General features: G+C 31.9%; 22 protein-coding genes and 1 pseudogene. 1 reads left to right on the top strand and 22 read right to left on the bottom strand.

Annotation, left to right across the window (positions count from 1 at the left end):
- Positions 1-108: pseudogene (locus ACFX5E_RS16275) on the top strand (IS30 family transposase); the annotation flags it as partial.
- A 28-nt stretch (positions 109-136) separates the two neighbouring features.
- Here ACFX5E_RS16275 and ACFX5E_RS14705 read toward each other — a convergent pair.
- The 22 genes from ACFX5E_RS14705 to ACFX5E_RS14600 all read right to left on the bottom strand — a co-directional run bounded on the left by ACFX5E_RS14705 (position 137) and on the right by ACFX5E_RS14600 (position 22,138).
- On the bottom strand, positions 137-1,276 hold the full coding sequence (locus ACFX5E_RS14705) for a DegT/DnrJ/EryC1/StrS family aminotransferase (protein WP_379855914.1): 1,140 nt from the start codon (positions 1,274-1,276) through the stop codon (positions 137-139).
- 99 nt (positions 1,277-1,375) lie between these two features.
- A complete protein-coding gene (locus tag ACFX5E_RS14700; RefSeq protein WP_379855913.1) occupies positions 1,376-1,951 on the bottom strand; it encodes a sugar transferase in 576 nt (191 codons plus the stop codon).
- Between the two features lie 48 nt (positions 1,952-1,999).
- Positions 2,000-2,953, bottom strand: coding sequence for an MraY family glycosyltransferase (locus ACFX5E_RS14695; protein WP_379855912.1), 954 nt, complete (start codon positions 2,951-2,953; stop codon positions 2,000-2,002).
- A 198-nt stretch (positions 2,954-3,151) separates the two neighbouring features.
- Positions 3,152-4,021 (bottom strand): glucose-1-phosphate thymidylyltransferase RfbA, encoded by an 870-nt coding sequence (gene rfbA, locus ACFX5E_RS14690; protein WP_379855911.1) that lies wholly within the window; start codon positions 4,019-4,021, stop codon positions 3,152-3,154.
- 995 nt (positions 4,022-5,016) lie between these two features.
- A complete protein-coding gene (gene rfbD / locus ACFX5E_RS14685) occupies positions 5,017-5,871 on the bottom strand; it encodes a dTDP-4-dehydrorhamnose reductase (RefSeq protein ID WP_379855910.1) in 855 nt (284 codons plus the stop codon).
- A 240-nt stretch (positions 5,872-6,111) separates the two neighbouring features.
- Complete coding sequence (locus ACFX5E_RS14680; protein WP_379855909.1) at positions 6,112-6,432, bottom strand: nucleotidyltransferase domain-containing protein; 321 nt, start codon at positions 6,430-6,432, stop codon at positions 6,112-6,114.
- Position 6,433: 1 nt separating this feature from the next.
- On the bottom strand, positions 6,434-6,829 hold the full coding sequence (locus ACFX5E_RS14675; RefSeq protein ID WP_379855908.1) for a nucleotidyltransferase substrate binding protein: 396 nt from the start codon (positions 6,827-6,829) through the stop codon (positions 6,434-6,436).
- 391 nt (positions 6,830-7,220) lie between these two features.
- Positions 7,221-7,769 (bottom strand): dTDP-4-dehydrorhamnose 3,5-epimerase, encoded by a 549-nt coding sequence (rfbC, locus tag ACFX5E_RS14670; protein ID WP_379855907.1) that lies wholly within the window; start codon positions 7,767-7,769, stop codon positions 7,221-7,223.
- Between the two features lie 10 nt (positions 7,770-7,779).
- A complete protein-coding gene (locus tag ACFX5E_RS14665; RefSeq protein WP_379855906.1) occupies positions 7,780-8,712 on the bottom strand; it encodes an NAD-dependent epimerase/dehydratase family protein in 933 nt (310 codons plus the stop codon).
- On the bottom strand, positions 8,682-9,425 hold the full coding sequence (locus ACFX5E_RS14660) for a glycosyltransferase family 2 protein (RefSeq protein ID WP_379855905.1): 744 nt from the start codon (positions 9,423-9,425) through the stop codon (positions 8,682-8,684). The genes ACFX5E_RS14665 and ACFX5E_RS14660 overlap by 31 nt, the downstream gene beginning before the upstream one ends.
- A 5-nt stretch (positions 9,426-9,430) precedes the next feature.
- On the bottom strand, positions 9,431-10,393 hold the full coding sequence (locus ACFX5E_RS14655) for an NAD-dependent epimerase/dehydratase family protein (protein ID WP_379855904.1): 963 nt from the start codon (positions 10,391-10,393) through the stop codon (positions 9,431-9,433).
- Positions 10,394-10,462: 69 nt separating this feature from the next.
- Positions 10,463-11,584, bottom strand: a complete 1,122-nt coding sequence (locus ACFX5E_RS14650; RefSeq protein ID WP_379855903.1) for a glycosyltransferase — start codon at positions 11,582-11,584, stop codon at positions 10,463-10,465.
- A 230-nt stretch (positions 11,585-11,814) separates the two neighbouring features.
- Positions 11,815-13,008, bottom strand: a complete 1,194-nt coding sequence (wzy, locus tag ACFX5E_RS14645) for an oligosaccharide repeat unit polymerase (protein WP_379855902.1) — start codon at positions 13,006-13,008, stop codon at positions 11,815-11,817.
- Between the two features lie 7 nt (positions 13,009-13,015).
- Entirely contained in the window at positions 13,016-14,188 is a 1,173-nt protein-coding gene (locus ACFX5E_RS14640) for a hypothetical protein (protein WP_379855901.1), read from the bottom strand.
- Between the two features lie 4 nt (positions 14,189-14,192).
- Entirely contained in the window at positions 14,193-15,356 is a 1,164-nt protein-coding gene (locus ACFX5E_RS14635) for a glycosyltransferase family 2 protein (protein WP_379855900.1), read from the bottom strand.
- Positions 15,343-16,830, bottom strand: coding sequence for an oligosaccharide flippase family protein (locus ACFX5E_RS14630; RefSeq protein ID WP_379855899.1), 1,488 nt, complete (start codon positions 16,828-16,830; stop codon positions 15,343-15,345). The genes ACFX5E_RS14635 and ACFX5E_RS14630 overlap by 14 nt, the downstream gene beginning before the upstream one ends.
- A 44-nt stretch (positions 16,831-16,874) precedes the next feature.
- Entirely contained in the window at positions 16,875-17,597 is a 723-nt protein-coding gene (locus ACFX5E_RS14625) for an SDR family oxidoreductase (RefSeq protein ID WP_379855898.1), read from the bottom strand.
- Entirely contained in the window at positions 17,594-18,814 is a 1,221-nt protein-coding gene (locus ACFX5E_RS14620; RefSeq protein ID WP_379855897.1) for an ANL family adenylate-forming protein, read from the bottom strand. The genes ACFX5E_RS14625 and ACFX5E_RS14620 overlap by 4 nt, the downstream gene beginning before the upstream one ends.
- Complete coding sequence (locus ACFX5E_RS14615) at positions 18,814-19,038, bottom strand: phosphopantetheine-binding protein (RefSeq protein ID WP_379855896.1); 225 nt, start codon at positions 19,036-19,038, stop codon at positions 18,814-18,816. Before ACFX5E_RS14615 ends, ACFX5E_RS14620 begins: the two co-directional genes overlap by 1 nt.
- On the bottom strand, positions 19,007-19,981 hold the full coding sequence (locus ACFX5E_RS14610) for a DapH/DapD/GlmU-related protein (protein WP_379855895.1): 975 nt from the start codon (positions 19,979-19,981) through the stop codon (positions 19,007-19,009). The genes ACFX5E_RS14615 and ACFX5E_RS14610 overlap by 32 nt, the downstream gene beginning before the upstream one ends.
- A 4-nt stretch (positions 19,982-19,985) precedes the next feature.
- Complete coding sequence (locus tag ACFX5E_RS14605) at positions 19,986-21,050, bottom strand: DegT/DnrJ/EryC1/StrS family aminotransferase (RefSeq protein WP_379855894.1); 1,065 nt, start codon at positions 21,048-21,050, stop codon at positions 19,986-19,988.
- Complete coding sequence (locus tag ACFX5E_RS14600) at positions 21,050-22,138, bottom strand: DegT/DnrJ/EryC1/StrS family aminotransferase (protein ID WP_379855893.1); 1,089 nt, start codon at positions 22,136-22,138, stop codon at positions 21,050-21,052. The genes ACFX5E_RS14605 and ACFX5E_RS14600 overlap by 1 nt, the downstream gene beginning before the upstream one ends.
- Positions 22,139-22,141: the final 3 nt, after the last annotated feature.

Genomic DNA, 22,141 nt, shown 5'->3' with positions numbered 1-22,141 from the left:
GAGAAAATTATAGAAATACAAGAGAAATTAAACAATAGACCAAGAAAAAGATTTAATTTTGAAACACCTAATTATATGTTTAATCAAAAAGTTGCATTTATAACTTGAATCCTGCTTTTATTTAAAAATAAAATTCTTATTTATTAAATAATTTCAATACAATAGATTTTATCCGGGCTCGATCCGTCTCAGAAAGATTCGACCCGGATGGCAAACAAAGACCATTATTGAAAAGTGTTTCAGAAATGTTACTGCCATAATACACGTATTTACAAAAAACAGGTTGCAAGTGCATCGGTTTCCACAAAGGTCTGGATTCAATATTAGCTGTCTCAAGTGCCAATCGTAAAGTTTCCCTGCTGATCCCATTGGTTTCTGATGGATGCACTAAAATCGTACTCAACCAATAATTTGAAAAATAATTGGCATTGGGCACAGTAAAAACGGTAACACCTTCAATAGCTGCAAATAAATCGACATAAAACGCATGCATGTTTCTTCTTAAGTCAATATATTCCTCCAACACTTCCATTTGACCGCGACCAATACCCGCACAGATATTACTCATTCTGTAATTATATCCTATTTCACTATGCTGGTAATGTGGCGCTTCGTCTCGGGCTTGTGTAGCTAAAAAAATCGCCTTCTCTTTTAATTTTTCCGAATTAGTTACAATCGCTCCTCCACTTGAAGTGGTTATGATTTTACTCCCATTAAAAGAAAAAACGCCAATATCACCAAAAGTACCGCACTTTTTCCCATTGTAGCTGCTTCCTAAAGCTTCGGCGCTATCTTCCAGAATGGGAATAGAATATTTATCTGCAACCATCCTAACCTCATCAATTTTATAGGGAATTCCATATAAATGAACCGCGATTATTGCTTTTGGTTTTTTACCTTTAGTTATGCTGTCTACGATGGCTTCTTCCAGCGCAATTGGACATAAATTCCAGGTGTCGGACTCACTGTCAATAAAAATAGGGATTGCCCCTTGATATAGAATGGGATTTGCCGAAGCTGAAAAAGTCATACTTTGACAAAGTACAGCATCTCCTGCCTGAACCCCTAAAAGAATTAATCCCAGATGAATGGCTGATGTACCTGAATTTAGAGCCGCAACATACCCTGAACCAAGGTAAGTCTCTATATTGTGTTCGAAATAATTTATGTTATCACCTACCGGAGCAATCCAGTTCGAATCAAATGCTTCTTGTATGTATTTTTGTTCGCTTCCTCCCATATGTGGAGCCGAAAGCCAAATTTTGTTTTTATACATCTTCTGAAAATTAAAAAGATAGAAATTGCAGCACGCTAAAATAATAAAAATAACTTCTGGATTCTGATCCGGACTGACTAACGAATAACGGTTATCGTACTATTTTTTTCTAAAAAAGGTATAGCAAACGGTTTTCAAAATAATAACCATATCACCCCAAAAACTTCGATGGTAGTAATAGACTAAATTCAGCCGCACCTTATCCGGAAAAATGGAGTTGTTGTTATAAAGTAACGGCAATTCTTGTTTTTCTAACAGCTGCTCCTCATTACTGTATTTTAAAGCAGCCGGACTAGTCAATCCCGGTTTCAATTCCAATATTTTTCGGTTCTCCCCTTCTAACAAATCATAATAACCAGGCAAATCAGGTCTTGGTCCCACTATGCTCATTTCCCCCTTTAAAACATTAAAAAGTTGAGGCAACTCATCTAGTTTGTAGTCCCGAAGTAACTTCCCTATTTTCGAAATACGGGCGCTTTCTGGAGACGGTGCAAATTGAATCGTACGAAGTTTATAAATTTTGAATGTGTTACCAAATTGACCTATGCGCGCTTGGATAAAAATTCCACTTGTATGCGTATCGATAGCAGCCAGTAGCCACGCAATACATACCACCCAAAAAAAGAAGAGAAGTGAAAAGAGAGAGAAAATAATATCAAAAAAACGTTTTATCATACTTTTCGAAATATTTCATTCTTGATAAAAATGCAAACAAAAACCGAATTACGAATTTCTCAGAACCATTTTACGAGTGACGAAATTTCGGGCTAGTAAATAAATAAAAGTCAGCAGTACTAAAAATCCACCCATAAAGAACAAGGTTAAATACCCTTTGGCACCCATATAAATAACCAGTGCATTGATTACTAATTGCAGCCCCGCATAAATAAAGGCAACTAAAATATGGGAATAGCCCATTTCATTGGCCAGATATTGGTACAAATGAGAACGGTGTGGCTGGAATATATTTTCCTTTCTAAGTAAGCGGTTGATTATGGTAATAATGGCATCAATCCCATAAACGGAAAAGAAAAGGATATATCCTAACTGTCCCGAATCAATAATGCTTTTTATCATAAAATAGCCTAAGAACAAAGCCATACTGATACTGCCAACATCCCCTGCGAAAGTTTTTGCTATTTTTCGAACATTAAAAAGCCCAAAAGCAAAACAAGACAATCCCATCGTAATAAGCAAGGGCAGACTTGTTTCGTTGATGGGCAAAAAAGAAAAGCTGACAATGGCGGTAAGAGCATATAAAACCGTTATTCCATTAATACCATCCATAAAATTAAAGGAATTGACCCAACCAATCATAAGCACAAAAACGATGGGGAGCACCCACAAGGGTTCATAAAACAAATTTAACTCATAAAAAATCAAACCTACGGCTATAACATGTGATACAAATCGAGGCAATTGGGATAACGGCTTGATATCGTCTATAAAACTAACGACCGCAACTAAAACTACTGCCACTGTCACGAACCAGGAAACGTATCCTAAAAAAAAAGCGATGCTTACCGCTATAGGAAAAATAATTCCGCCGCCTCTTAAAGTAACGGAAGTATGGGAGGATCTGGAATTGGGTTTATCGATGATATTGTATTTATCCGCAATTTTGAAATAAAGGAGTTCAATACCAACCAATAAAAATAATAATGCAATATAAACCATATTTTTTAACGCTATATAATAATCTAAAACTGAACACTTATCACTGATTACTGCGACTGAAAACTGAGCACTGAACACTGATCCCCGACCACTGATCACTGAAAACTGAAAACTGATCACTAAAAAGACTGATCTCTGAACACTGAATACTGAATAGTGAACACTGAATACTGAACACTGATCACTGAACACTGACCACTACAACTTATGCTTCAGCAATCCCAAAAGATACTCCCCATAACCCGATTTTTTCAAAGGTTCTGCCAGATCTTTCAATTGTTGCTCCGAAATAAAACCCTGTCTCCAGGCAATTTCTTCAATACAACCCACTTTCAGTCCCTGACGTTCTTCAATAACCTGTACAAATTGCCCCGCTTGCATCAAGCTGTTAAAAGTTCCGGTATCTAACCAAGCGGTTCCTCTGCTTAAAATACCCACTTTCAAAGCTCCTTTTTCAAGATATACTTTATTAACATCTGTAATTTCGTATTCACCACGGGCACTTGGTTTGATATTCTTGGCAATTTCCACAACCGAATTATCATAAAAATACAAACCGGGCACCGCATAATTTGATTTGGGTTCCAATGGTTTTTCTTCAATCGAAAGTGCTTTGAAATCAGTATCAAATTCTACTACACCATACCGCTCGGGATCCGAAACGTGATACGCAAACACAACCCCACCTTCAGGATTGGTGTTAGATTGCAACAACTCATCCATATTAGACCCAAAGAAAATATTATCCCCTAAAACCAATGCTACGCTGTCTTCTCCAATAAATTCTTCACCAATAACAAAGGCTTGAGCCAAACCGTTCGGAACAGCTTGCTCCGCGTAACTGAATCGACAACCTATTGACGAGCCGTCTCCTAACAATTTCTTGAAATTAGGCAAATCATGCGGTGTCGAAATAATCAATATTTCGTTTATTCCCGCCATCATCAAAGTAGACAATGGATAATAAATCATCGGTTTGTCATAAACCGGCATCATTTGCTTGCTCATAGCAAGCGTTAACGGATGCAAACGGGTTCCAGAACCTCCTGCTAATATAATTCCTTTCATATATATTTTATATTTTCAAATTTGTATTGAATGAATTGATAATAAATTCATTGGCTCCCGTCACGACAACTATTCTTAAAACGAAAACTGCCCATTTTCGGCTCCCTTTACGGTAGGGGTAATAATTTATAATTAAGTTCTGAATTTTTGGCTCCCTTTAGGCCTGGGCAAAGCGAAAATTTTACAACTGATCTCTCAAAACCGAAAACTCCTAACCCCGCCCTTAAATAAAAAGTATAGAAAAACAACGATGAAGTGAAGTGGCAGCACTCCGCGAGTTGAGTCCGCAGGACGAACGGCTCGGGGTGCGGAGCGGAACTTCAAGGTAGTTTTTAAGCTTTTGATTTACAGGCTTGATTTTTTTGTTTCTTTTTTGATCAAGCAAAAAAGAAAATTAGTAAGCCTTAACTTTTTTACTTTTAATAAAAAATCACTGGTAGTGCTATTCAAAGCATTCCTATCATCCTATTCAAAATAATATCCTAGATTTTCGGCTCCCTTTAGGGCCTGGGCAAAGCGAAAATTTTACAACTGATCTCTCAAAACCGAAAACTTCTAACCCCGCCCTTAAATAAAAAGTATAGAAAAACAACGATGAAGTGAAGTGGCAGCACTCCGCGAGTTGAGTCCGCAGGACGAACGGCTCGGGGTGCGGAGCGGAACTTCAAGGTAGTTTTTAAGCTTTTGATTTACAGGCTTGATTTTTTTGTTTCTTTTTTGATCAAGCAAAAAAGAAAATTAGTAAGCCTTAACTTTTTTACTTTTAATAAAAAATCACTGGTAGTGCTATTTAAAGCATTCCTATCATCCTATTCAAAATAACATCCTAGATTTTCGGCTCCCTTTAGGGCCTGGGCAAAACGAAAATCATATCAAGAACTATTGAAAAACTTTAAACTTTAAACATTTTTTAAACTTTGAAATTAACTTTCAAATTTTCGGCTCCCTTTAGGGTCGGGGTCTAACGAAAATCATTAGAGAACAATTGAACAACTTTAAACTTTAAACTTTAAACAAATAGCTAAACTTTCCTTATAATCCGGAACACTAACCCCATACAACAGCTTAATCTTTGATTTATCCAATAAAGAATAAGCCGGACGTTTAGCTGGTGTTGGATATGCCGATGAAGATATACCATTCACTTCACAAGTATAATCTCCAATTTCCTTGATAGCCAACACAAATTCATACCAACTGATTTCCCCTTCATTAGAATAATTGTAGATTCCTGCAATCCATTCTTTAGCTGATACTATGTCCATCATGGCCTGCGCTAAATCAGCCGCATAAGTTGGAGATCCAATCTGATCGTTGACCACCCCAATACTGTCGCGCTCCTGAAGCAATCGTTGCATGGTTTTCACAAAATTGTTTCCAAACCTGCTGTAAACCCAAGAAGTCCGAATGATAATAGCATCCGAATTCTTTTCAAAACAAGCTATCTCACCAGCTCTTTTACTGGCTCCATATACATTAATCGGTTTAGTTACGGCTTCCTCCGTCAATGCAATGGAGGATGTCCCATCAAACACATAATCGGTTGAAATGTGAATTAATTTCGCGTTATTTTCTTTGGCGTGGGTGGCGATTACTGCCACAGCCAAATGATTTACGACGTCTGCTAAATCGTACTCGGTTTCAGCCTTATCAACTGCTGTGTAGGCACCACAATTCAAAATAATATTCGGTTTTATCTTTTCTAATTGACTAGATAAAACGGATAAATTATCTAAAGAAACTTGTGTTCTGTCCGCAAAAAACCATTCAAATTGGGAATAGTTTTTGGATAATAATGCTAATTCCGAGCCTAATTGACCCGATGCACCTGTGACTAAAATTTTTTGCATTTTTATATTTTATTACCGCTAAGATCTTAGAAAATCAAGAAAACGGTTGTGTTTTTCTATTATATTGATACTACGTCACAACTCCCGATCTAACCGACAACGTTAAACTTCTTCTTTAACCTTCTTTGTGAACTTTGTGATTACGTATTAAATTCCCAATCTAACCTACAACTTTAAACCTTAAACTTTAAACCTTAAACTTTTTTTAAAACTTTAGGTAATCTTAAATGGAATCGATTGTCACTCTGGGCTATTTCCTCTTTTGTAAAACAATTTCCCAACTCTGTCAATATGCAAAAGCAAATCGACATTTGATATTTTTCGTTTTAGAGACAAATCTATTTTGTAAGGCAATAATAAATCATCTAATGTATTCTCTATTTCCAAAAATTTTGGAAAAGATATTGAATTCTCGATGATGGTTAAATCAATATCAGAACCTACTTTAAAATTTCTTTTCGCTCTGGAACCATAAATAATCACGCTATCAATACCATTATACCTGGCAAAGACATGATTTATTTTGTCTATATCCTCCTGTTTTAAGCCAAATTGTATCATTCTAAAGTTCTTTCATTTTCTCTTTAAAAGACACAAACAAATCGTAATAATAATTCAATATTCTATCTCTAATCTCGTTTGCTATACTTTCGTTATAAGTATGTGTAGATTGGTTTCTACTTTTTATCATTTCCATCCATTGTGCCCCGTCCTGAATCAATCCTTTTTGAAACGCTTCTCTTGTAGCATCTCTAGACCCCGTAATAGCCGTATTTCCTTGATATTCAAAATAATCCTGCATTACATTCCAAGCCAACTCGTGTGTGAATCCAAAAGCTTGAATAAGTCCCTGCTCTTCCAGTTCGTTCAAATTACCTTTCACTATAAATTTCTGCAACTGTCCTAGTGCTTTAAGATACTTTTCAAAACATTGTTTCCATCGAATATCTTCTTCCATAATTCAATTCAATTTAAATATCTTTTTTGTTCAACAAACAATACAAAATATTAAATTATTGTTCGTTATGTCTAACAAAAAAATTGTTTATATAACATCGCACCATACAAAAAGCAACCAAAAACCCATCTAAAAACTTCTGCCCCGCCCTTAAATAAAAAGCATCAAAAAACAACATTTGAAATTAAAAGGAGGACTGCCAGTGGCAGTCAGGTAAATAACCATAACAGTTTTTAAATTTTTAAGCTTTTAATTTGCAGGCTTGATTTTTTTGTTTCTTTTTTGATCAAGCAAAAAAGAAAAAATTGTTCTTCAGTAATAATATAAGTACTACTAACCCATGAATATTTTTTGTTTCTTTTTTAATCAAGACAAATCGAAAATTTCAAACCTAAAACTCCCAATCGTCATCATCAAACCCCGGCAACACCAAATCCTTTTCAGAAACTAGTACCTCTTCAGGACTCAACTGCCAATCAATCGCTAAAGTAGGGTCATCATAACGAATCCCTCTTTCGCTTTCTTTGTGATACAATTGATCCACTTTATAAAGCACGGAAGCGGTTTCGCTCAAAACGGAAAAACCGTGTGCAAAGCCATGAGGAACCATCAATTGTTTTTTATTATCGGCACTAAGAATTACACTAAAATGTTGCCCGTAAGTAGCCGAATTTTTACGTAAATCTACTGCCACATCAAGTATTTCTCCTTCTAATACACGCACCAATTTAGCTTGCGCAAAAGGATTAATTTGCAAATGCAATCCTCTTATCACTCCTCTTTTTGAAAAGGACTGATTGTCCTGAATAAATTGGCACATTATTCCATCTTCATTAAATTTAGCTTGATTATAAGCTTCAAAAAAATACCCACGCGAATCTTCAAAAACTCTGGGAGTTATAATCACTAAATCTTGTATTGTTGTTTTTTCAATGGTCATATTGTATCTATTATTTTTTGAATGATTGGAATGTTTTCAACAAACCTTCTTTTGATTCTATTGGCAAAGGCCTTCCTATCGCATTTATTATCTTCTTATTACTTACCACATAATTCTCAGTTAATTTTTGCAAACGTTCTGAGTTAAGTGGTAAATGCAAATGATCACCAAGTCTCGCAACACCTTTAATCCAAGAGGATGGAATATTTAAAATTCTGTTTTTTTTACCCAAAATTACACCCAACAACTGAATCAATTCATTGGTCGATAATTCTGTATCATCCGAAACTTGATAGACTCCCGAAGGAATCGCTGTGTTTTTAAGTAATTCTTTGATTACAAAACAAAGATTTTCAATGCTTAAAAAGGAACGTTCATTTTTGAAATCTCCTAATGGCCATGGCAAACCTTTAGCAACCAATTGGTATAATAAATTGAGATTTCCTTTGTTTCCCGGACCGTGAATCATGCAAGGTCTAAGAATATAGACTCTTTTTCCCTCAGGGAGTTCTTTACTTAAAATATATTCTTCTGCCATCCGTTTCGCTATCCCATAATGGGTTTTGGGATTAGCAACTGCATCTTCTGTCAAAATACTTTCGACCTTATCGGCTACAGCTTTCACAGTGCTCATAAATATAAATACAGAAGCCTCTGAATTTAAGAAAGCCTCAAACAATTGTTTTGTTAACTCTAAATTAGACTCGTAATAATCCGTTGGATTAGAAACCTTTTTTAAATCGTGCGCTTTCCCTGCCAAATGAATGATAGCACCCGCATCTATATCAAATTGCTGATTGAGTATATAACGCACACTCATACCATTCAAAACATGTGAGTCTTTTAAATACTCTTGAAGATTTTGCCCGACAAATCCTGACGCTCCAGTTATTACAACATTATTTTGTTTTTTCATTTCTTTAAAAATCCAATTATCTTCCATAAAAACCGAATTCTAATCTTAAATGGATCAAAAACAATCCCACTCATAGTTAAAGCCTTTTGAATTTCTTGGGTTATTAACTTATACGATGAAGAACCCGAGCTACTTAAACCGCCAACCAGCATTGCGGTGGTTGTAATCCCAGAATATTTCCAACTAATTCTATTTTTCAGAAAAAACCGTGTAATTAATTCATAATCGGCTCCTATTTTAAAACCAAGATCATAATTTCCATATTTATTAAAAAGTTTTCTTTTAAAAAAAATGGAAGGATGAGGTGGCATAAATCCAATTGTAAGCTTTTCTGGATTCCAATATTTCGAAGAATATAACCTAATAATTTTACCATTTTCTTGATGTTGGACAATATTTCCTATCGAAGCATCAATAGTATTTTGCAAATGAAAACTAGCAATGTGTTCAACAACCATATCTGAATTAAAGGTGTCATCTGAATTCAATATTCCAATTAAATCTCCACTTGCCATGCCAATACCTTTATTCATTGCATCATAAAGACCTTTGTCTGGCTCAGATATCCATTTTGAGATTTTATCTTCATGTTTTTTAATAAGAGCTAAAGTATTATCTTTTGAATTACCATCAACAATGATATATTCTATGCTTTTATAGGTTTGTGTGGAAACGGAAAGAATAGTTTTTTCAAGGGTTGCAGCACTATTATAACAAACCGTTATTATGGAAATTTTCATGAGTTTTAATGTTTATTTATCCATTTTAATGTTCTCTCTATGCCATCCTTTCTGGTATAAGGCAACGTTTGAGCAATTTCATAGGTGTTTTTTAAATCTATAACATTATTAGTGGTCATATTATGTAGTCGAAATGAATTCATAGGAAATGGCAAACCAATTAACTTCAAACTATCTCCAAAAAAAGCGGCAATTTTAATTAATAAATAAGGCATCTTTATAATTTTAATGTTCAATTCAGTCCCAATTTCATTAGCCCACTCTTCAATATTGGTTGCTGGATTATCTCCAATAAAAAACACTTTTCCCAACTCATTTCTAGTTTCACCAAATAGGATTTTTTCTATCTGGTAAATAGCATTACCAATATATCCATACGTTTTAGTACACCCTTTATTTCCTATATGAAAATATTTTTTTGAAATAATCATATCAAAAAAATTCTTATAAGGAATTCCGAACCATGGACCCCAAATTGACGTTGGTCTTATTATTGCCCAATCACACGTCGGTTTATTTTCCCAGACAATTCTTTCAGTTTCTACTTTACTTTCTCCATAAATTGTTGTTGGAGCATAATCGAACTGATCTTTTGGATAATATCCTCCATGACAAACTAGCATAGAAGATGTAATAATGATCTTCTTTAAAGACGTTAATTCATTTGATATATTAAGCAGATTTTTAACCCCAATAACATTTGTTTTATATGCTTCTAAACTCATCCCATCCAAATCGGTACGAGCAGCTAAGTGAACAATGTAATCTGGACAAAAACTCTTTATACTTTGTTCTAAAATATCAAAACAATTTATGTCAACTTCATTCCAAAATTTAAACAATTCTTTTTTTTTGGGCTCAGCAATATCTATGTTTAAAACGTCATGACCATCTGATATAAACTTTTCGATTAAATTAGTTCCTATAAATCCTGAACCTCCAGTTACGAGAATTTTATAATGCTTCATAGATTTTTATTATTATAGTTCATTAAAACTAATTAAACAAGTATTAAAAACAGTACTAATTTAATTAATCTAAAGTTGTTTTTCACTAATTAGCTTCGAATACAGCTCCTGATAAGCATTAGACATTTTCACAGCTGAAAAATTATCATTATAAACAGACAGTACATTTTCTTGTAAAGAAGAGTAATGCATATCTAATATTTTTTTAATTTTACCTTTAAAGTCATTGTCTATATCACAACTGTAGATGAATCCGACGTCTTTAGCATTTGCTTTTTTAAATATTTCTTTATGTGGCGAAATATCGGAAAGCAATATTGGTAGTCCGGCCGACATCGCTTCCAAAACAGACAATGGCATTCCTTCTGTCAACGAAGAGGATATATAATAATCCGCCGCAAATAAATAATCACTGACGTTATATCTGAATCCTGGTAATATTACAGATTCATCGATAACACTTATTATTTGATCATAAAGAATACCTTCTCCCAAAACTATTAGCTTATAACCCTTCAAATTCATTTGCATAAATTGTTCAATCAAAAAAGAAAAATTTTTTTCTTTAGAAAAACGGCCCACACTTATAAAATATTTAAAATTGGGATTAAGATTAAGACTCTTTAATAAATCATGCTTGGTCATTGTTGGCATCACCAATGGTGAAACACCATTCTGGATATAATTAACGTTTATACCATCTGCTAATTTCAACTCATTTTTGACACTTTCAGAACAAGCAATTGGAGTCTGCAGACGCCTAATCAACTGTTTAGTTAAAATATTCATTATACTTCCTAAGAAATAACCTTTCATAGCTACCGTTTGTAAGCCTGGATAAATATGAATTGTATGAACGCTTTTTACATTATTCAAAAAATTATTTAAAAAAAGAGACGAAAAACAATGAGAGTGAACTAACTGTATCTCATTACTTTTTACAAAAGATTTCAATTTCAAGTATGAAGCAAGAATATTTAATTTACCGGTTTTGTTAAGATTAACTATTTTAACTGGAAGATTTTCAAACTGTTCTAAAACACTATATTCACTTTCGACTTTAAAAGTTATTATTGTTATATCAAAAGAAGAAAAATCAATGTTTTTAACAATATCAAAGATTACTTGTACTGGACCTTGTTTTGGCAAATAAGAAATTAAAAAGACAATTTTAATTTTTTTAGTAAACATATATTTTTTAATAGATTATTTAATAATTACGTATTTTACGTAATTATCTTTCAAATTAGTTGCTTCAAAGAATTAATTTGAACTTTTATTATGGATAAACATTAAACTATCAAGAAAGTTTAATTTTACAAGTATGTTTTAATTATATATTAAAACATACTTTGTATTGAATTTAATCAATCTTTAGCAAAAACTAGATTTCAATAGTTTGTATAGTAAAATAAATGTTTTTAATTATTATTTTTTAAATTTCCTAATAAATTAACAATCAAAAATAAAAATAAATAAATGAAAATTGAAAATATTAAGAAAGCATACTCATTGGAGACACCACTCATTAAGACATAAAGTAATAAAATAAATGCCATCTCATTTGAATAATTAAACCGCAGTAATCTAAAAACGTAAAAAGTTATATATATAAATAGAATAATTGTTGTTAGATTTAAAAAAAATGTAAAGCCAGAATGAAACAATGACAAATATAAATTTCCTTGGGTCCCTGCCATATAAGCAACATTATCTTCCGAATTTTCGTAGTAAAATTTAAATAGCATTATTTCCGGTCTAATTTCAGGCATGAAATCTTGGCTAATAACTCCTCCTAAAGCCTGTTTTTGAAAATAGAAAGAATCCAGATTTTTAGCCCCTAAAAAAAAATATGGCGCTTCTTGTAAAATAAATGCAGAATCTGAAAAACTAGAAAGTCTACCAACTAAAACTCCAAATATAGGGTCTGTAATAGCTTCTGTACTTTCTTGATTTCTTAAAGTATTTCTTAATTCATATAACCCACTAAACAATATAGGAAATAAACACAAAAGCGTTATAACTACCATCTTTTGCTTTTTGATAAAACTACTAATTTCAATAAAGTATTTTAAATAACCAAACATTGCTAAGTACAAAAACAAACCTAAACCCGCCCTTAAGTAAGCCAAAACTAGCGCCATAATTACTAGTATAAATTGGGTTTTGTTTTTTTTTGGAACTAATAAAAAATAGAGAAAAACACCATAATAAGCGTTAAACCTATTCATTATCTGAATAATAGGTTTAATATAAGAAGGGGCTTCATACGGGGGAGCACCCATTACACCAACTCCAAATATAATGGTGACAATAATATTCCAAATTATAATAGCTGCCAAAAAACAACCAAAAAAAGTAATAGGAATTGTAATTCTTCTTTTTATGGCTCTTCTATTAAAGTACAAATAAACTCTCCAAGTAAGAAAAAAAGGCAATATTGAAAAAATAAGATTCAAAAGAAGTAACCAAAATGGTAATGTCACTTCTACCCCTAAGAAATCTCCATTTAACCTGTTTTTAACTATGGCATATAAAAAAGATAAAACAGCAGCTATAACAAAAAACAAATAGATGTGTCTTACAGATTTTCTTAAAACTGATTCATCTATCATAGATTCCTTAATTAATATTTGAATATTGCTCTAAAAACGACTTTTGTATTTTATCAATCGATAGTAATGCAGTTGCTCCAGACAATGCTTTAATTTGTTCAGCATAAACATCATCTTTTCCTTCAAGAATACTATTAATTATTTGATCCATTTCTTCAATAGAATCACATAGATACCCAATATTCCCCAATTTTTTAAAATAATATTCAAAAAACGGGTTATGTAAAGAGATAATAGGTTTCCTATATTTAATTGCATCAAAAAATGTACCGCTCGGACATAAATCATACACCGAGTTTTTTGTGAAGAAATAGATAAAATAATCTGCCTTTTTTATATTTTCCTCAAATATTTCAAAGGGTATAAATTCATTATTGTTAAGGATCTCAACGTACTTATTCGAGTAGCTTAATACTTCTTTAGATACATTACCGATTTGAATAAATTTAATTTTGTTATTTATTATATTATTTTTTTGAAGCTCCGAAAGTCTATATAACAATTGTGAGTTTTTATTCATTAATCCTGTTCCAATGTTAGCAACCGTAACTTTCTTGCCAAGACTAGGTTCGTCATAATTACTTTGTCTATCATAGTTATACGGATGGTCTATGGAAATAACATTTTTTTGTTCATAATCTGAAAACATTTTAAAAAGTCCCTCTTCTATAGATTTTCCGTAAAATAAAACAACTGTTTTAAGCCCCCGATTCTTAAAAAAGACTTTAATAGCTGAACGAAAAACAACAGTTGTAGGCTTATTTCTTTTTAAACTTAAAACACCTAAATCACCATGTAAACAAACAATAATTCTCTGTTTAAATATTTTTGAAAATAAATTCAATAATAATGCTGTAAAAGGAAAAGCAGAAGCAAAGACTATCAATTCAGCCTTATCTTCCATCGCAATTCTAAAAATTTTATAAGCTAACAATGATTCCCTCAGTGTTTTACTTAAAGAAGCTCTTTTTTTTAATTCTTTTACACCAGTATATACAAAAGTATTAAAATGAAGTAATTCCGAATCGGCTACATATTTCAACAATTTATCTTTATGTATGCTATCGCAAAAAACGAGTACTTCTTGTTCATCAAACGAAGTTTTTACAATATTTAACAAACCACTGTTTACGTGTACATGTTTATCACCTTGCATTTGCAATTCAGCAAAAATAATCATACTCTTATTTTGTGTTTAGCTTACTTACATCAGTTTTTGAATCCTTCAGTGTTTTCATAACAAAATCTACATCTGTTGCTAAAAGCACCTCATAATCATAAGTTTTTGAGAAGAACTTTAGTTTCCTGTACCACATTCCAAGTTTCTTTTTAACAAAAGCACTTACTACTTTAAAGTAATCATAAAAACTCAACCCACAATACGATTTCACAACTGGAACTAATACCTTTAATAAATAAGGCTCATATGCCAACATCGTTCCATAAAAATTAATATAATTAAAATCTTTATTAGATTTAAAAACTTTTAAAACCTCCGTAACTGTCTGTGCATAAATTGTTTTTTCAGACCAAATTCTTGGAATCAACGGATTCCAATTTTCGACTATATTTTTTGGCAAAAATTTTTGATCTTCAATTTTACCATAATGTTGTTTTCTTGCAGTCATACCTCCTCCACTATTTCTTGATGCACCAAAAACACTCAACGGAAAATTAATAAAATAATATTTATCAAGAACTAAAGATAATGCTGTTGAAAAAGCAATATCAGGACTAGAACCGGGCAAATAAGTCCCTGTTCTCTCTTTAATTTTTTCTAACACATCCCTCCTTACGATCCCGTGGTAAAACTTAGGTAATCTTGAAAAAATTCCTGCACCACTTTGAAGCATTATTTCAAGTTCATTATGTGTATATCTTTCAACAATTTCTAGAGATTGATTAATAGGTAACCATAATGCATTTTTTCGATGAAAGTAATTTTCTTTTTCAAAATCTACAGTATTCCACCAATAATAAGCAGCATTAAAAACGAGACATTCAATATTTTTTTTATCTATAAACTTAACTATGTCGTAAATATACGGAGACACCAAATCATCATCTCCTATAAAAATCAAATACTTACCTTTCGCATTATCAATTGCAAAAATGGTGTTGTCTTGAATTGACAGACTTTCTTGATGATAAAAATATTTAACACGTTGATCCTTTAATTGCTCAAAAAATAACAATCCTTCTTTATTGTCATCGGAATTATCTTGGATAATCAGTTCAACATCATCATTTTCTATATATTTTAATAAAGCAGAAACCACCGGTATAAGACATTCGTATCGATTCTTAGTAGGTATTATTATAGAAAGTAAATTGTTATATTTTCCCATCAGTTATTGCTTGTCGTATGTTAATTTTATATTCTGGATTCATTTTATTAAAAACTACTAAATTTACCGCTAAAGAAATCAAACCGATTATTACCGAGTATAGAAGCACAAAATATCCTTTTTGCAAATCGAATGTTAGCAAATAACTTGCAACACCAATTACTATAGCAATAACTAAAGGAATCAACGTTTCATTTATAAACCATCTTTTAAACTCATTTTTCAAAAACCTAGAGATTAAAAAATACCCTAAATAAATGTATGCAAACAAGTTCATGATTAGCCAAGTATAAGTTGCCCCTATCAACCCGTAATGTTTTACAAAGAAGATTAATGAAGGCACTATACAAATTAAAGCAACTATACCTAATCTGACATTAGTTCTGGTGTGACCATTTGCAATTGCCAAGTAATAAGGCATATACTGGAAAGCTAAAAATACCCCCCCAATTAAAAGCACCCTCGTTACATTTTCAATTGTATTAGCGATGTCGATGTCATGGGTCCAAATGAAAATAAAATCCTTGGTAAAAAGGAAAAGAACCATAGCCCCAGAGGTTGCCAATGACGACAATATAAAAGAATTCACATGAAATAACTTTGTGAGTTTATCTCTTTCCGTTTTTTCAGAATATTTGACCATTCTAGGTAGTATACCCATTGCAATTGGCGTGATTATCATTTCTGGCACTTGAGAAAGAATCCCAGCCAGAGCGTAATAGCCAAATTCTTTTAAGGATAATAGTTTACTAATTACTAATTTGTCAATTTGTGAATTTAAAGAAGAAATAATTGCCATCAACATCATTCCTCCTGCAAATTTCCCTACTGTTTTTAAAACCTGCTTATCAAACCTATAAGAAATATTTGTCTTTATATATTTCCATAGATTATATCTGGTAATAAAAAAGAAAATAATATTCGTAGATAACTGCCAAATAAAAAAAGTCAACAAAGATGGATGTAAATAAAGAGGTATCAAGACAACCGCAGAACGAAAAATACTACTTGAAACTTGGATTCCATTAGATAACACCTGTTTCTCAAGTCCCATCAAACCACTGTTTTGCAAAGTAGTAAACAACTGAAAAGCAACACTTACCCCCATCAAACTGACATACAACGATAAATCATCTGAAGTTATCGTGTCGGAATTTAGCCAGTTTCTTGCAATTATTCCTGACAACGAAAAAACAAAAACGATAATAAACAGGCAAATTGCTAAATACACTTTTTCAATTGTGAAAAGCATATTCCCTATATATTCTTTATCTGTACTTCTAGCAATTTCTCTGTTTAGAGTAGCGGAAAGCCCCCCATCAGCAAAATACATAATTGTTAAAATAACAGTATAGAAGTTAACTACAGCATAAGACTCAATACCTAATATTTTTATATAAAAAGGAACAAAAACGAATACAGATATAATCCCCCAAATTTTACCAACGTAATTGGCTATTATGTTTTTAAACATAAACATGAATTTGTATCAAAAAAAGCTTTCTCAATAATTATTTTTTAAATGGTACCATTATCTACGTGAACATTTTGGCCCGTAATTGAACACGCATCATCTGATAGTAAAAAAGCTACTGTTTTAGCAACAGACAAAACATTTGTTGCTTCTTTCATAGAAGTTCTTTTATATATTCTATTCTTTTGATCTTCTGATAACTTCTCACTCATAGCTGTTTCCATAAAACCTGGCACAACCACATTAGAACGGATACCTACCCCTCCCCATTCTCTCGCTGTATTTTTAGAAAATGCCTCTAAAGCTCCCTTACTCGAAGCATACATAGCTAATCCTTTATAACCGGTATGTGCGCTGATGGAAGAAATATGTATTAAACTACCCTTAGTTTTATTAAAAATCATATTTCGGATTGCATACTTGACTAAAATTAAAGGTGAAAAAACATTTATTCTATACATTTCCTCTAATTTCGATAAATTTAAATTTGTAATAATATCATCGTACGCGTGTGCCGCATTGTTTACAAACCCATGTAAAGGGATCGAATTTGTTACAAATTCTTTAAAAACACTTTGATGAATCAAATCTGTATCCGCTAGATCAATGCTTTTAAAAAACAATCTGCCTTTATAAGTAACCTCCAACTCTGCCAATTCAGGAGTATGACTTCGACTAATTGCATAAACCGTATTCCCTTTTTCTAATAAAACCTTACATATTTCTAAACCAACTCCTTTTGAAGCTCCTGTCAATAATATATTCATAATCTCTTCAATTTTCCTGTTCTTGTTAATGTGAATGATACTACAAATTTTATTCGTCTTGGTATTTTAAAATCTTGAATATTTTCGGACAAATAAGATCTTATTTTAGATTCATCAATACTATTACCCTCCATTAATTTTATTTCAGCACACAATATATTTCCCAATACCGAGTTAGGTTTTCCATAGACCATTACCTGTTGTACCTCCTGCATATTTGAAATAACCTGTTCAACCTCAGAAGGATTCACTTTATACCCTCCTACATTTATCAATTCATTCTTTCTACTTATAAATCGAAAAAAATCATTAGTTTCATCTACAAACTCAATTATATCTCCAGTTTTATAATAACCATCTTCCAATAATAAATCCTCAGATTGCCCCAACAAACTCTTACAAATCAATAATTCTTGATTTGTAATTTTAAATTTATCTTTTAATTCCAAAGGAATCTTAAACAATTCTCCTTTAGAAACTAACAATGATCCTGCTTCTGTTGAAGCGTATATATTATTTATTCTTGCATTTGGAAATATTTTCATGATATTTTCATGCAATTTTTCATTTGATTTTTCACCTCCAAATGTAATTCTTTGTAAAGTCAAAAATTCCTTTTCAAAAGGTAATAATAATCTATAAAAAGTTGGCGTTGCTGAAACATTTGTTATAGAATACTTTTCAATTGTTTCGTATACTTCACTTCTAGAAAAATTAAAAATGTTTATCAAAGTATTTTGATTTGAAAATGCCTGAAAAAACACTTGCAATCCTGCTATATGCGTAGGATTATATGCTAAACCCCAAATTTGACCAATATTAGTGTCAGATTTTCTTACAGCTCTAGTTAAAGTCGATATTGAATGAATTATTTTTTTAGGTTGACCAGTTGTACCAGATGTAAAAATTGTTATCGCAGATTTAGATAAAATAATTGTCTCCAACAACTCATCAATTGTTTTAAAAGACAAAGGTTTAATTCTCTTTTCAGTGTTTACATTATCTCCCAAACCTGAATTAATTAATTCAGAAGTACTTAAGTCTGAGTCTAATAAAACGATATCATTTTCAGAAGCAATTGCAATAATAAAATTTAAAAAAAAAGAATATAAACTATTTGATTTTAAAGCAAAATTATAAAAGTTACTGTTATTTATATCATTTAACAACTCATCATATTGAATTATGTGATCTTTACTAATTAAAAATGTTTGCATTATTCAGCAAGTTTTTTATAAATTTCCCCAACTGTATTTACCAGTCCATTTTCAAAAATATCAATATCAAATTCATCTTCAATACACACTGTCAATTCTGCTAAATCAAAAGAATTTAAGCCGATATCATTTCTTAAATCATCACTCTCATTCAATTTTGAAAGAGGTGCCAATTGATTATTTTGCCTTACACTATTTACTATCGTTAGAATTTTTTCTTCCATTTTTAATTAATTTTTTTTGTTGTATAATCATTTTTATATACTCATCTACTGGAATTGCTGGAATTCCACAGACACGAGAATTTTCAGAAATATTATTAGCTACAAGAGACATTGAACCTACAAAAGAGTTACTATGAACAATACACTTATTAGATATAGTTGCACTAGGAGCAATCCATACGTTTTCCTTTAATTCTACTGTCCCCATCAACAAGGAATTACCTGTAATTACCGAATTTTTACCAATTTTACAATTATGTCCTATATGAACTTGACTGTCTATTTTGCAATTATCACCTATTATAACATTCCCTTCAAATAAGGCATTGCTAATTGTGCAATTGTCATTAATCAAAACATTTTTACCAATATATGTACCCCCTACATGAGTAACAGTAAATGGCACATTGTATTCATTATATATTAGTTGAAACCCTTCTGCTCCAATAACAGTACAAGACCCAACTGCGCTGTCATCATTAATTATAGTTCCTTTCTTAATAACACTGTTTGCACCAATTCTAACATTATTCCCTATAATAACCCCCTCTTCTATTACTGAAGTCGGATGTATAATACAATTTTGTCCCAATACGGATTCAAAATTAAATTTCTTATAAAAAGAAGTTACCGAATATAAAATTTCATGTAATTTATAAAATTCAACTTCTGGATAATCCACAATAAAAAAAGTAATATCGCTTTTAAAACCTTCTTTTTTCAAGATAATTTCATACACGTCTTTAGTAACAAACAATCCCCTAATCTTAGTATTTGAAATCCCATTAGAAATAAACTTTTCATGCGCAATATATGAAACTACTGAATCGGCTATTATTTCTCTATTACATAGATTCAATCCATCAAGATCAGAATCTATTCCGTAATAATTTATATTCAAAAGATTTGCTATTTCTGAAATCTTAATAATTTGATTGTTCATATAATTATTTATTTTCAAACCACCACCCACAAGGAATGGCTACAAAATGATTCATAAATTCATTTACCCCTTGTAAAGAAACTTTATTATCAAAAACAGTATACACATTATTATTAATATGTACCCCTGTGGAATAAAAACCACTTTCCTTAAAATCTTTTATAGCTTGTGTTTTATTTTTACATAAAGTCCCATAAACCCAATAATTAGGTGTGGAATCTGACGTCATTTTCAATGAATTAATGGTGTCTATATTTGTGAATTTACAATTCCAAATCACAGCATTATTCTTCTGAACAACCAAAAGACTTTCTATATCGTCCATTTGTCTGGTTCCTATATATGAATTTAAATCGCTCATCAATCCAGCATAGCCTTCTAACTTGATGTCACAGTCTGGATTTATTTCTCCATTTGGGGTTCTAAAGATAGTCCTATCTATTCCATAATCACGAATTAATAATGCTTTCTTATATAATTTTTTGTCTTTATAAACAATAGCACCACCATCAATTGTATTGGGTAAGCGAACTGTTTGAAACGAAAAAACTGTAACATCTGTGCCGACATTTCCCAATTTATTACCCTTATATTCAGAACCAAACGCCTCAATTCCATCATCTACAACAGGAATTCCATAAGATTTTCCTAATTCATTTATTTGGTCAATATTTCCTAAATAACCACAAAAATGATTGTGAAAAATGGCTTTGGTATTTATAGTAATTTTAGATTTCACATCGTCTGGACACATACTTCCATTTTCAGGATTAACATCTGCCCAAACTACTTTTAATCCTTTTACCGCAAAAGGTTGATTGGAGGCCAAACAACTCACGGGACTAGCAATAACTTCATCACCAAATTGCAAACCTAATGTTGACAAAACAATTTGCATCGCAATATTATAGGAACTAACGGATAGTACATATTCACATCCTATAAAACTTTGCAATTGGCTCTCAAACTTTCTTCCATATTTTCCATAGCCTAATTGTCCGGAATAAAGTATTTCAGTTATGTCATCACTAATATTTTGGGGCATATAAGGCTTATAAATTGGAATCATTACCAGCCTTTTTTAATTAATTGAATCATTTTTTCACAATCTTCTACAGTTACCCACCACCCGCAAGGTATGTGTACTAATCTCGAGTAAAATCTATCTAAATTAGGCATTTTTGCTGGATGATCATTCAAATAACTATGCAAATCGTTTCGCTTGTGAATTTCTGATGCCATAAAACCATTCTCGGTCATCATTTTAACAAAATCATCTCTTCGATCAACTTTAAGAGTGTACAACCAATAAGAAGATTCAGTATTTGGATAATGCTTTACTGTCTCTACTCCAAATAAATCAGACAAATGCAAGTCTAAATATTTACCTATTAAACGATACTTTTGTAACAATTCATCGATTGTCTCAAGTTGAACCAATCCGATTGCCGCGTTTACATTATTCATATGGTACTTATAGCCTTGGAAATGAATATCATTATCCAATCTGCTTAACTTTTTATCGAGCCCAAACCATCTAATTAACTTTCCTTTTTCATATAACTGCTTGTCTTGAATTTGCAAAGCACCACCATCTATTGTGGTTAAATGTTTTATAGCTTGAAAAGAAAATACTGTAAAAGGAAAATGTGTACCTGCTTTTTTACCATTATAAGTAGTACCCAAAGCATGCGCAGCGTCTTCAATTACAGGTATATTGTATTGTTGTGAAATTTCTTGAATTCCCTTTACATCTACCCCTGTCCCCGCATAATCGACAACAATAATTGCCTTTGTTTTTTCATTAATTACGTTTTGTATAGCAGCAGCAGAAATATTTCCTGTTTCATAATCAATATCAGCCCATCTAATTTTAGCACCAACCATCTTTATTGCAACATTAGTGGGCTCTGCGGTCATAGCAGTGCTTATGACTTCATCTCCCTCCTGAACACCTGCAAGAATTAAGGCAATATGAAGTGCAGCAGTACCTGAATTCAATGAAAGCGTGTTACCACCGCCAATAAAATCTTCAAATTTCCTTTCAAATTCTTCTACTATTTCTCCTTGAGCAACATAACCGCTATAAAGAACCTCCTCTAGTCTTGGCATTAAAATATTACGAGGTGGAATACTGGTTTTAATTAATGGTAACATAAT

It is taken from the genome of Flavobacterium xylosi (genome assembly GCF_042787345.1).
In the GTDB taxonomy this organism is placed as follows: domain Bacteria; phylum Bacteroidota; class Bacteroidia; order Flavobacteriales; family Flavobacteriaceae; genus Flavobacterium; species Flavobacterium xylosi.
Note: the sequence above shows the minus strand (reverse complement) of the source record. Positions and strands in the feature narration are given on the sequence as shown.

Excerpts from the sequence above, each read along its gene's own strand:
- ACFX5E_RS14705 (WP_379855914.1), bottom strand. The coding sequence starts at position 1,276 with ATGTATAAAAACAAAATTTGGCTTTCGGCTCCACATATGGGAGGAAGC.
- ACFX5E_RS14700 (WP_379855913.1), bottom strand. The coding sequence starts at position 1,951 with ATGATAAAACGTTTTTTTGATATTATTTTCTCTCTCTTTTCACTTCTC.
- ACFX5E_RS14695 (WP_379855912.1), bottom strand. The coding sequence starts at position 2,953 with ATGGTTTATATTGCATTATTATTTTTATTGGTTGGTATTGAACTCCTT.
- rfbA (WP_379855911.1), bottom strand. The coding sequence starts at position 4,021 with ATGAAAGGAATTATATTAGCAGGAGGTTCTGGAACCCGTTTGCATCCG.
- rfbD (WP_379855910.1), bottom strand. The coding sequence starts at position 5,871 with ATGCAAAAAATTTTAGTCACAGGTGCATCGGGTCAATTAGGCTCGGAA.
- ACFX5E_RS14680 (WP_379855909.1), bottom strand. The coding sequence starts at position 6,432 with ATGATACAATTTGGCTTAAAACAGGAGGATATAGACAAAATAAATCAT.
- ACFX5E_RS14675 (WP_379855908.1), bottom strand. The coding sequence starts at position 6,829 with ATGGAAGAAGATATTCGATGGAAACAATGTTTTGAAAAGTATCTTAAA.
- rfbC (WP_379855907.1), bottom strand. The coding sequence starts at position 7,769 with ATGACCATTGAAAAAACAACAATACAAGATTTAGTGATTATAACTCCC.
- ACFX5E_RS14665 (WP_379855906.1), bottom strand. The coding sequence starts at position 8,712 with ATGGAAGATAATTGGATTTTTAAAGAAATGAAAAAACAAAATAATGTT.
- ACFX5E_RS14660 (WP_379855905.1), bottom strand. The coding sequence starts at position 9,425 with ATGAAAATTTCCATAATAACGGTTTGTTATAATAGTGCTGCAACCCTT.
- ACFX5E_RS14655 (WP_379855904.1), bottom strand. The coding sequence starts at position 10,393 with ATGAAGCATTATAAAATTCTCGTAACTGGAGGTTCAGGATTTATAGGA.
- ACFX5E_RS14650 (WP_379855903.1), bottom strand. The coding sequence starts at position 11,584 with ATGTTTACTAAAAAAATTAAAATTGTCTTTTTAATTTCTTATTTGCCA.
- wzy (WP_379855902.1), bottom strand. The coding sequence starts at position 13,008 with ATGATAGATGAATCAGTTTTAAGAAAATCTGTAAGACACATCTATTTG.
- ACFX5E_RS14640 (WP_379855901.1), bottom strand. The coding sequence starts at position 14,188 with ATGATTATTTTTGCTGAATTGCAAATGCAAGGTGATAAACATGTACAC.
- ACFX5E_RS14635 (WP_379855900.1), bottom strand. The coding sequence starts at position 15,356 with ATGGGAAAATATAACAATTTACTTTCTATAATAATACCTACTAAGAAT.
- ACFX5E_RS14630 (WP_379855899.1), bottom strand. The coding sequence starts at position 16,830 with ATGTTTAAAAACATAATAGCCAATTACGTTGGTAAAATTTGGGGGATT.
- ACFX5E_RS14625 (WP_379855898.1), bottom strand. The coding sequence starts at position 17,597 with ATGAATATATTATTGACAGGAGCTTCAAAAGGAGTTGGTTTAGAAATA.
- ACFX5E_RS14620 (WP_379855897.1), bottom strand. The coding sequence starts at position 18,814 with ATGCAAACATTTTTAATTAGTAAAGATCACATAATTCAATATGATGAG.
- ACFX5E_RS14615 (WP_379855896.1), bottom strand. The coding sequence starts at position 19,038 with ATGGAAGAAAAAATTCTAACGATAGTAAATAGTGTAAGGCAAAATAAT.
- ACFX5E_RS14610 (WP_379855895.1), bottom strand. The coding sequence starts at position 19,981 with ATGAACAATCAAATTATTAAGATTTCAGAAATAGCAAATCTTTTGAAT.
- ACFX5E_RS14605 (WP_379855894.1), bottom strand. The coding sequence starts at position 21,050 with ATGATTCCAATTTATAAGCCTTATATGCCCCAAAATATTAGTGATGAC.
- ACFX5E_RS14600 (WP_379855893.1), bottom strand. The coding sequence starts at position 22,138 with ATGTTACCATTAATTAAAACCAGTATTCCACCTCGTAATATTTTAATG.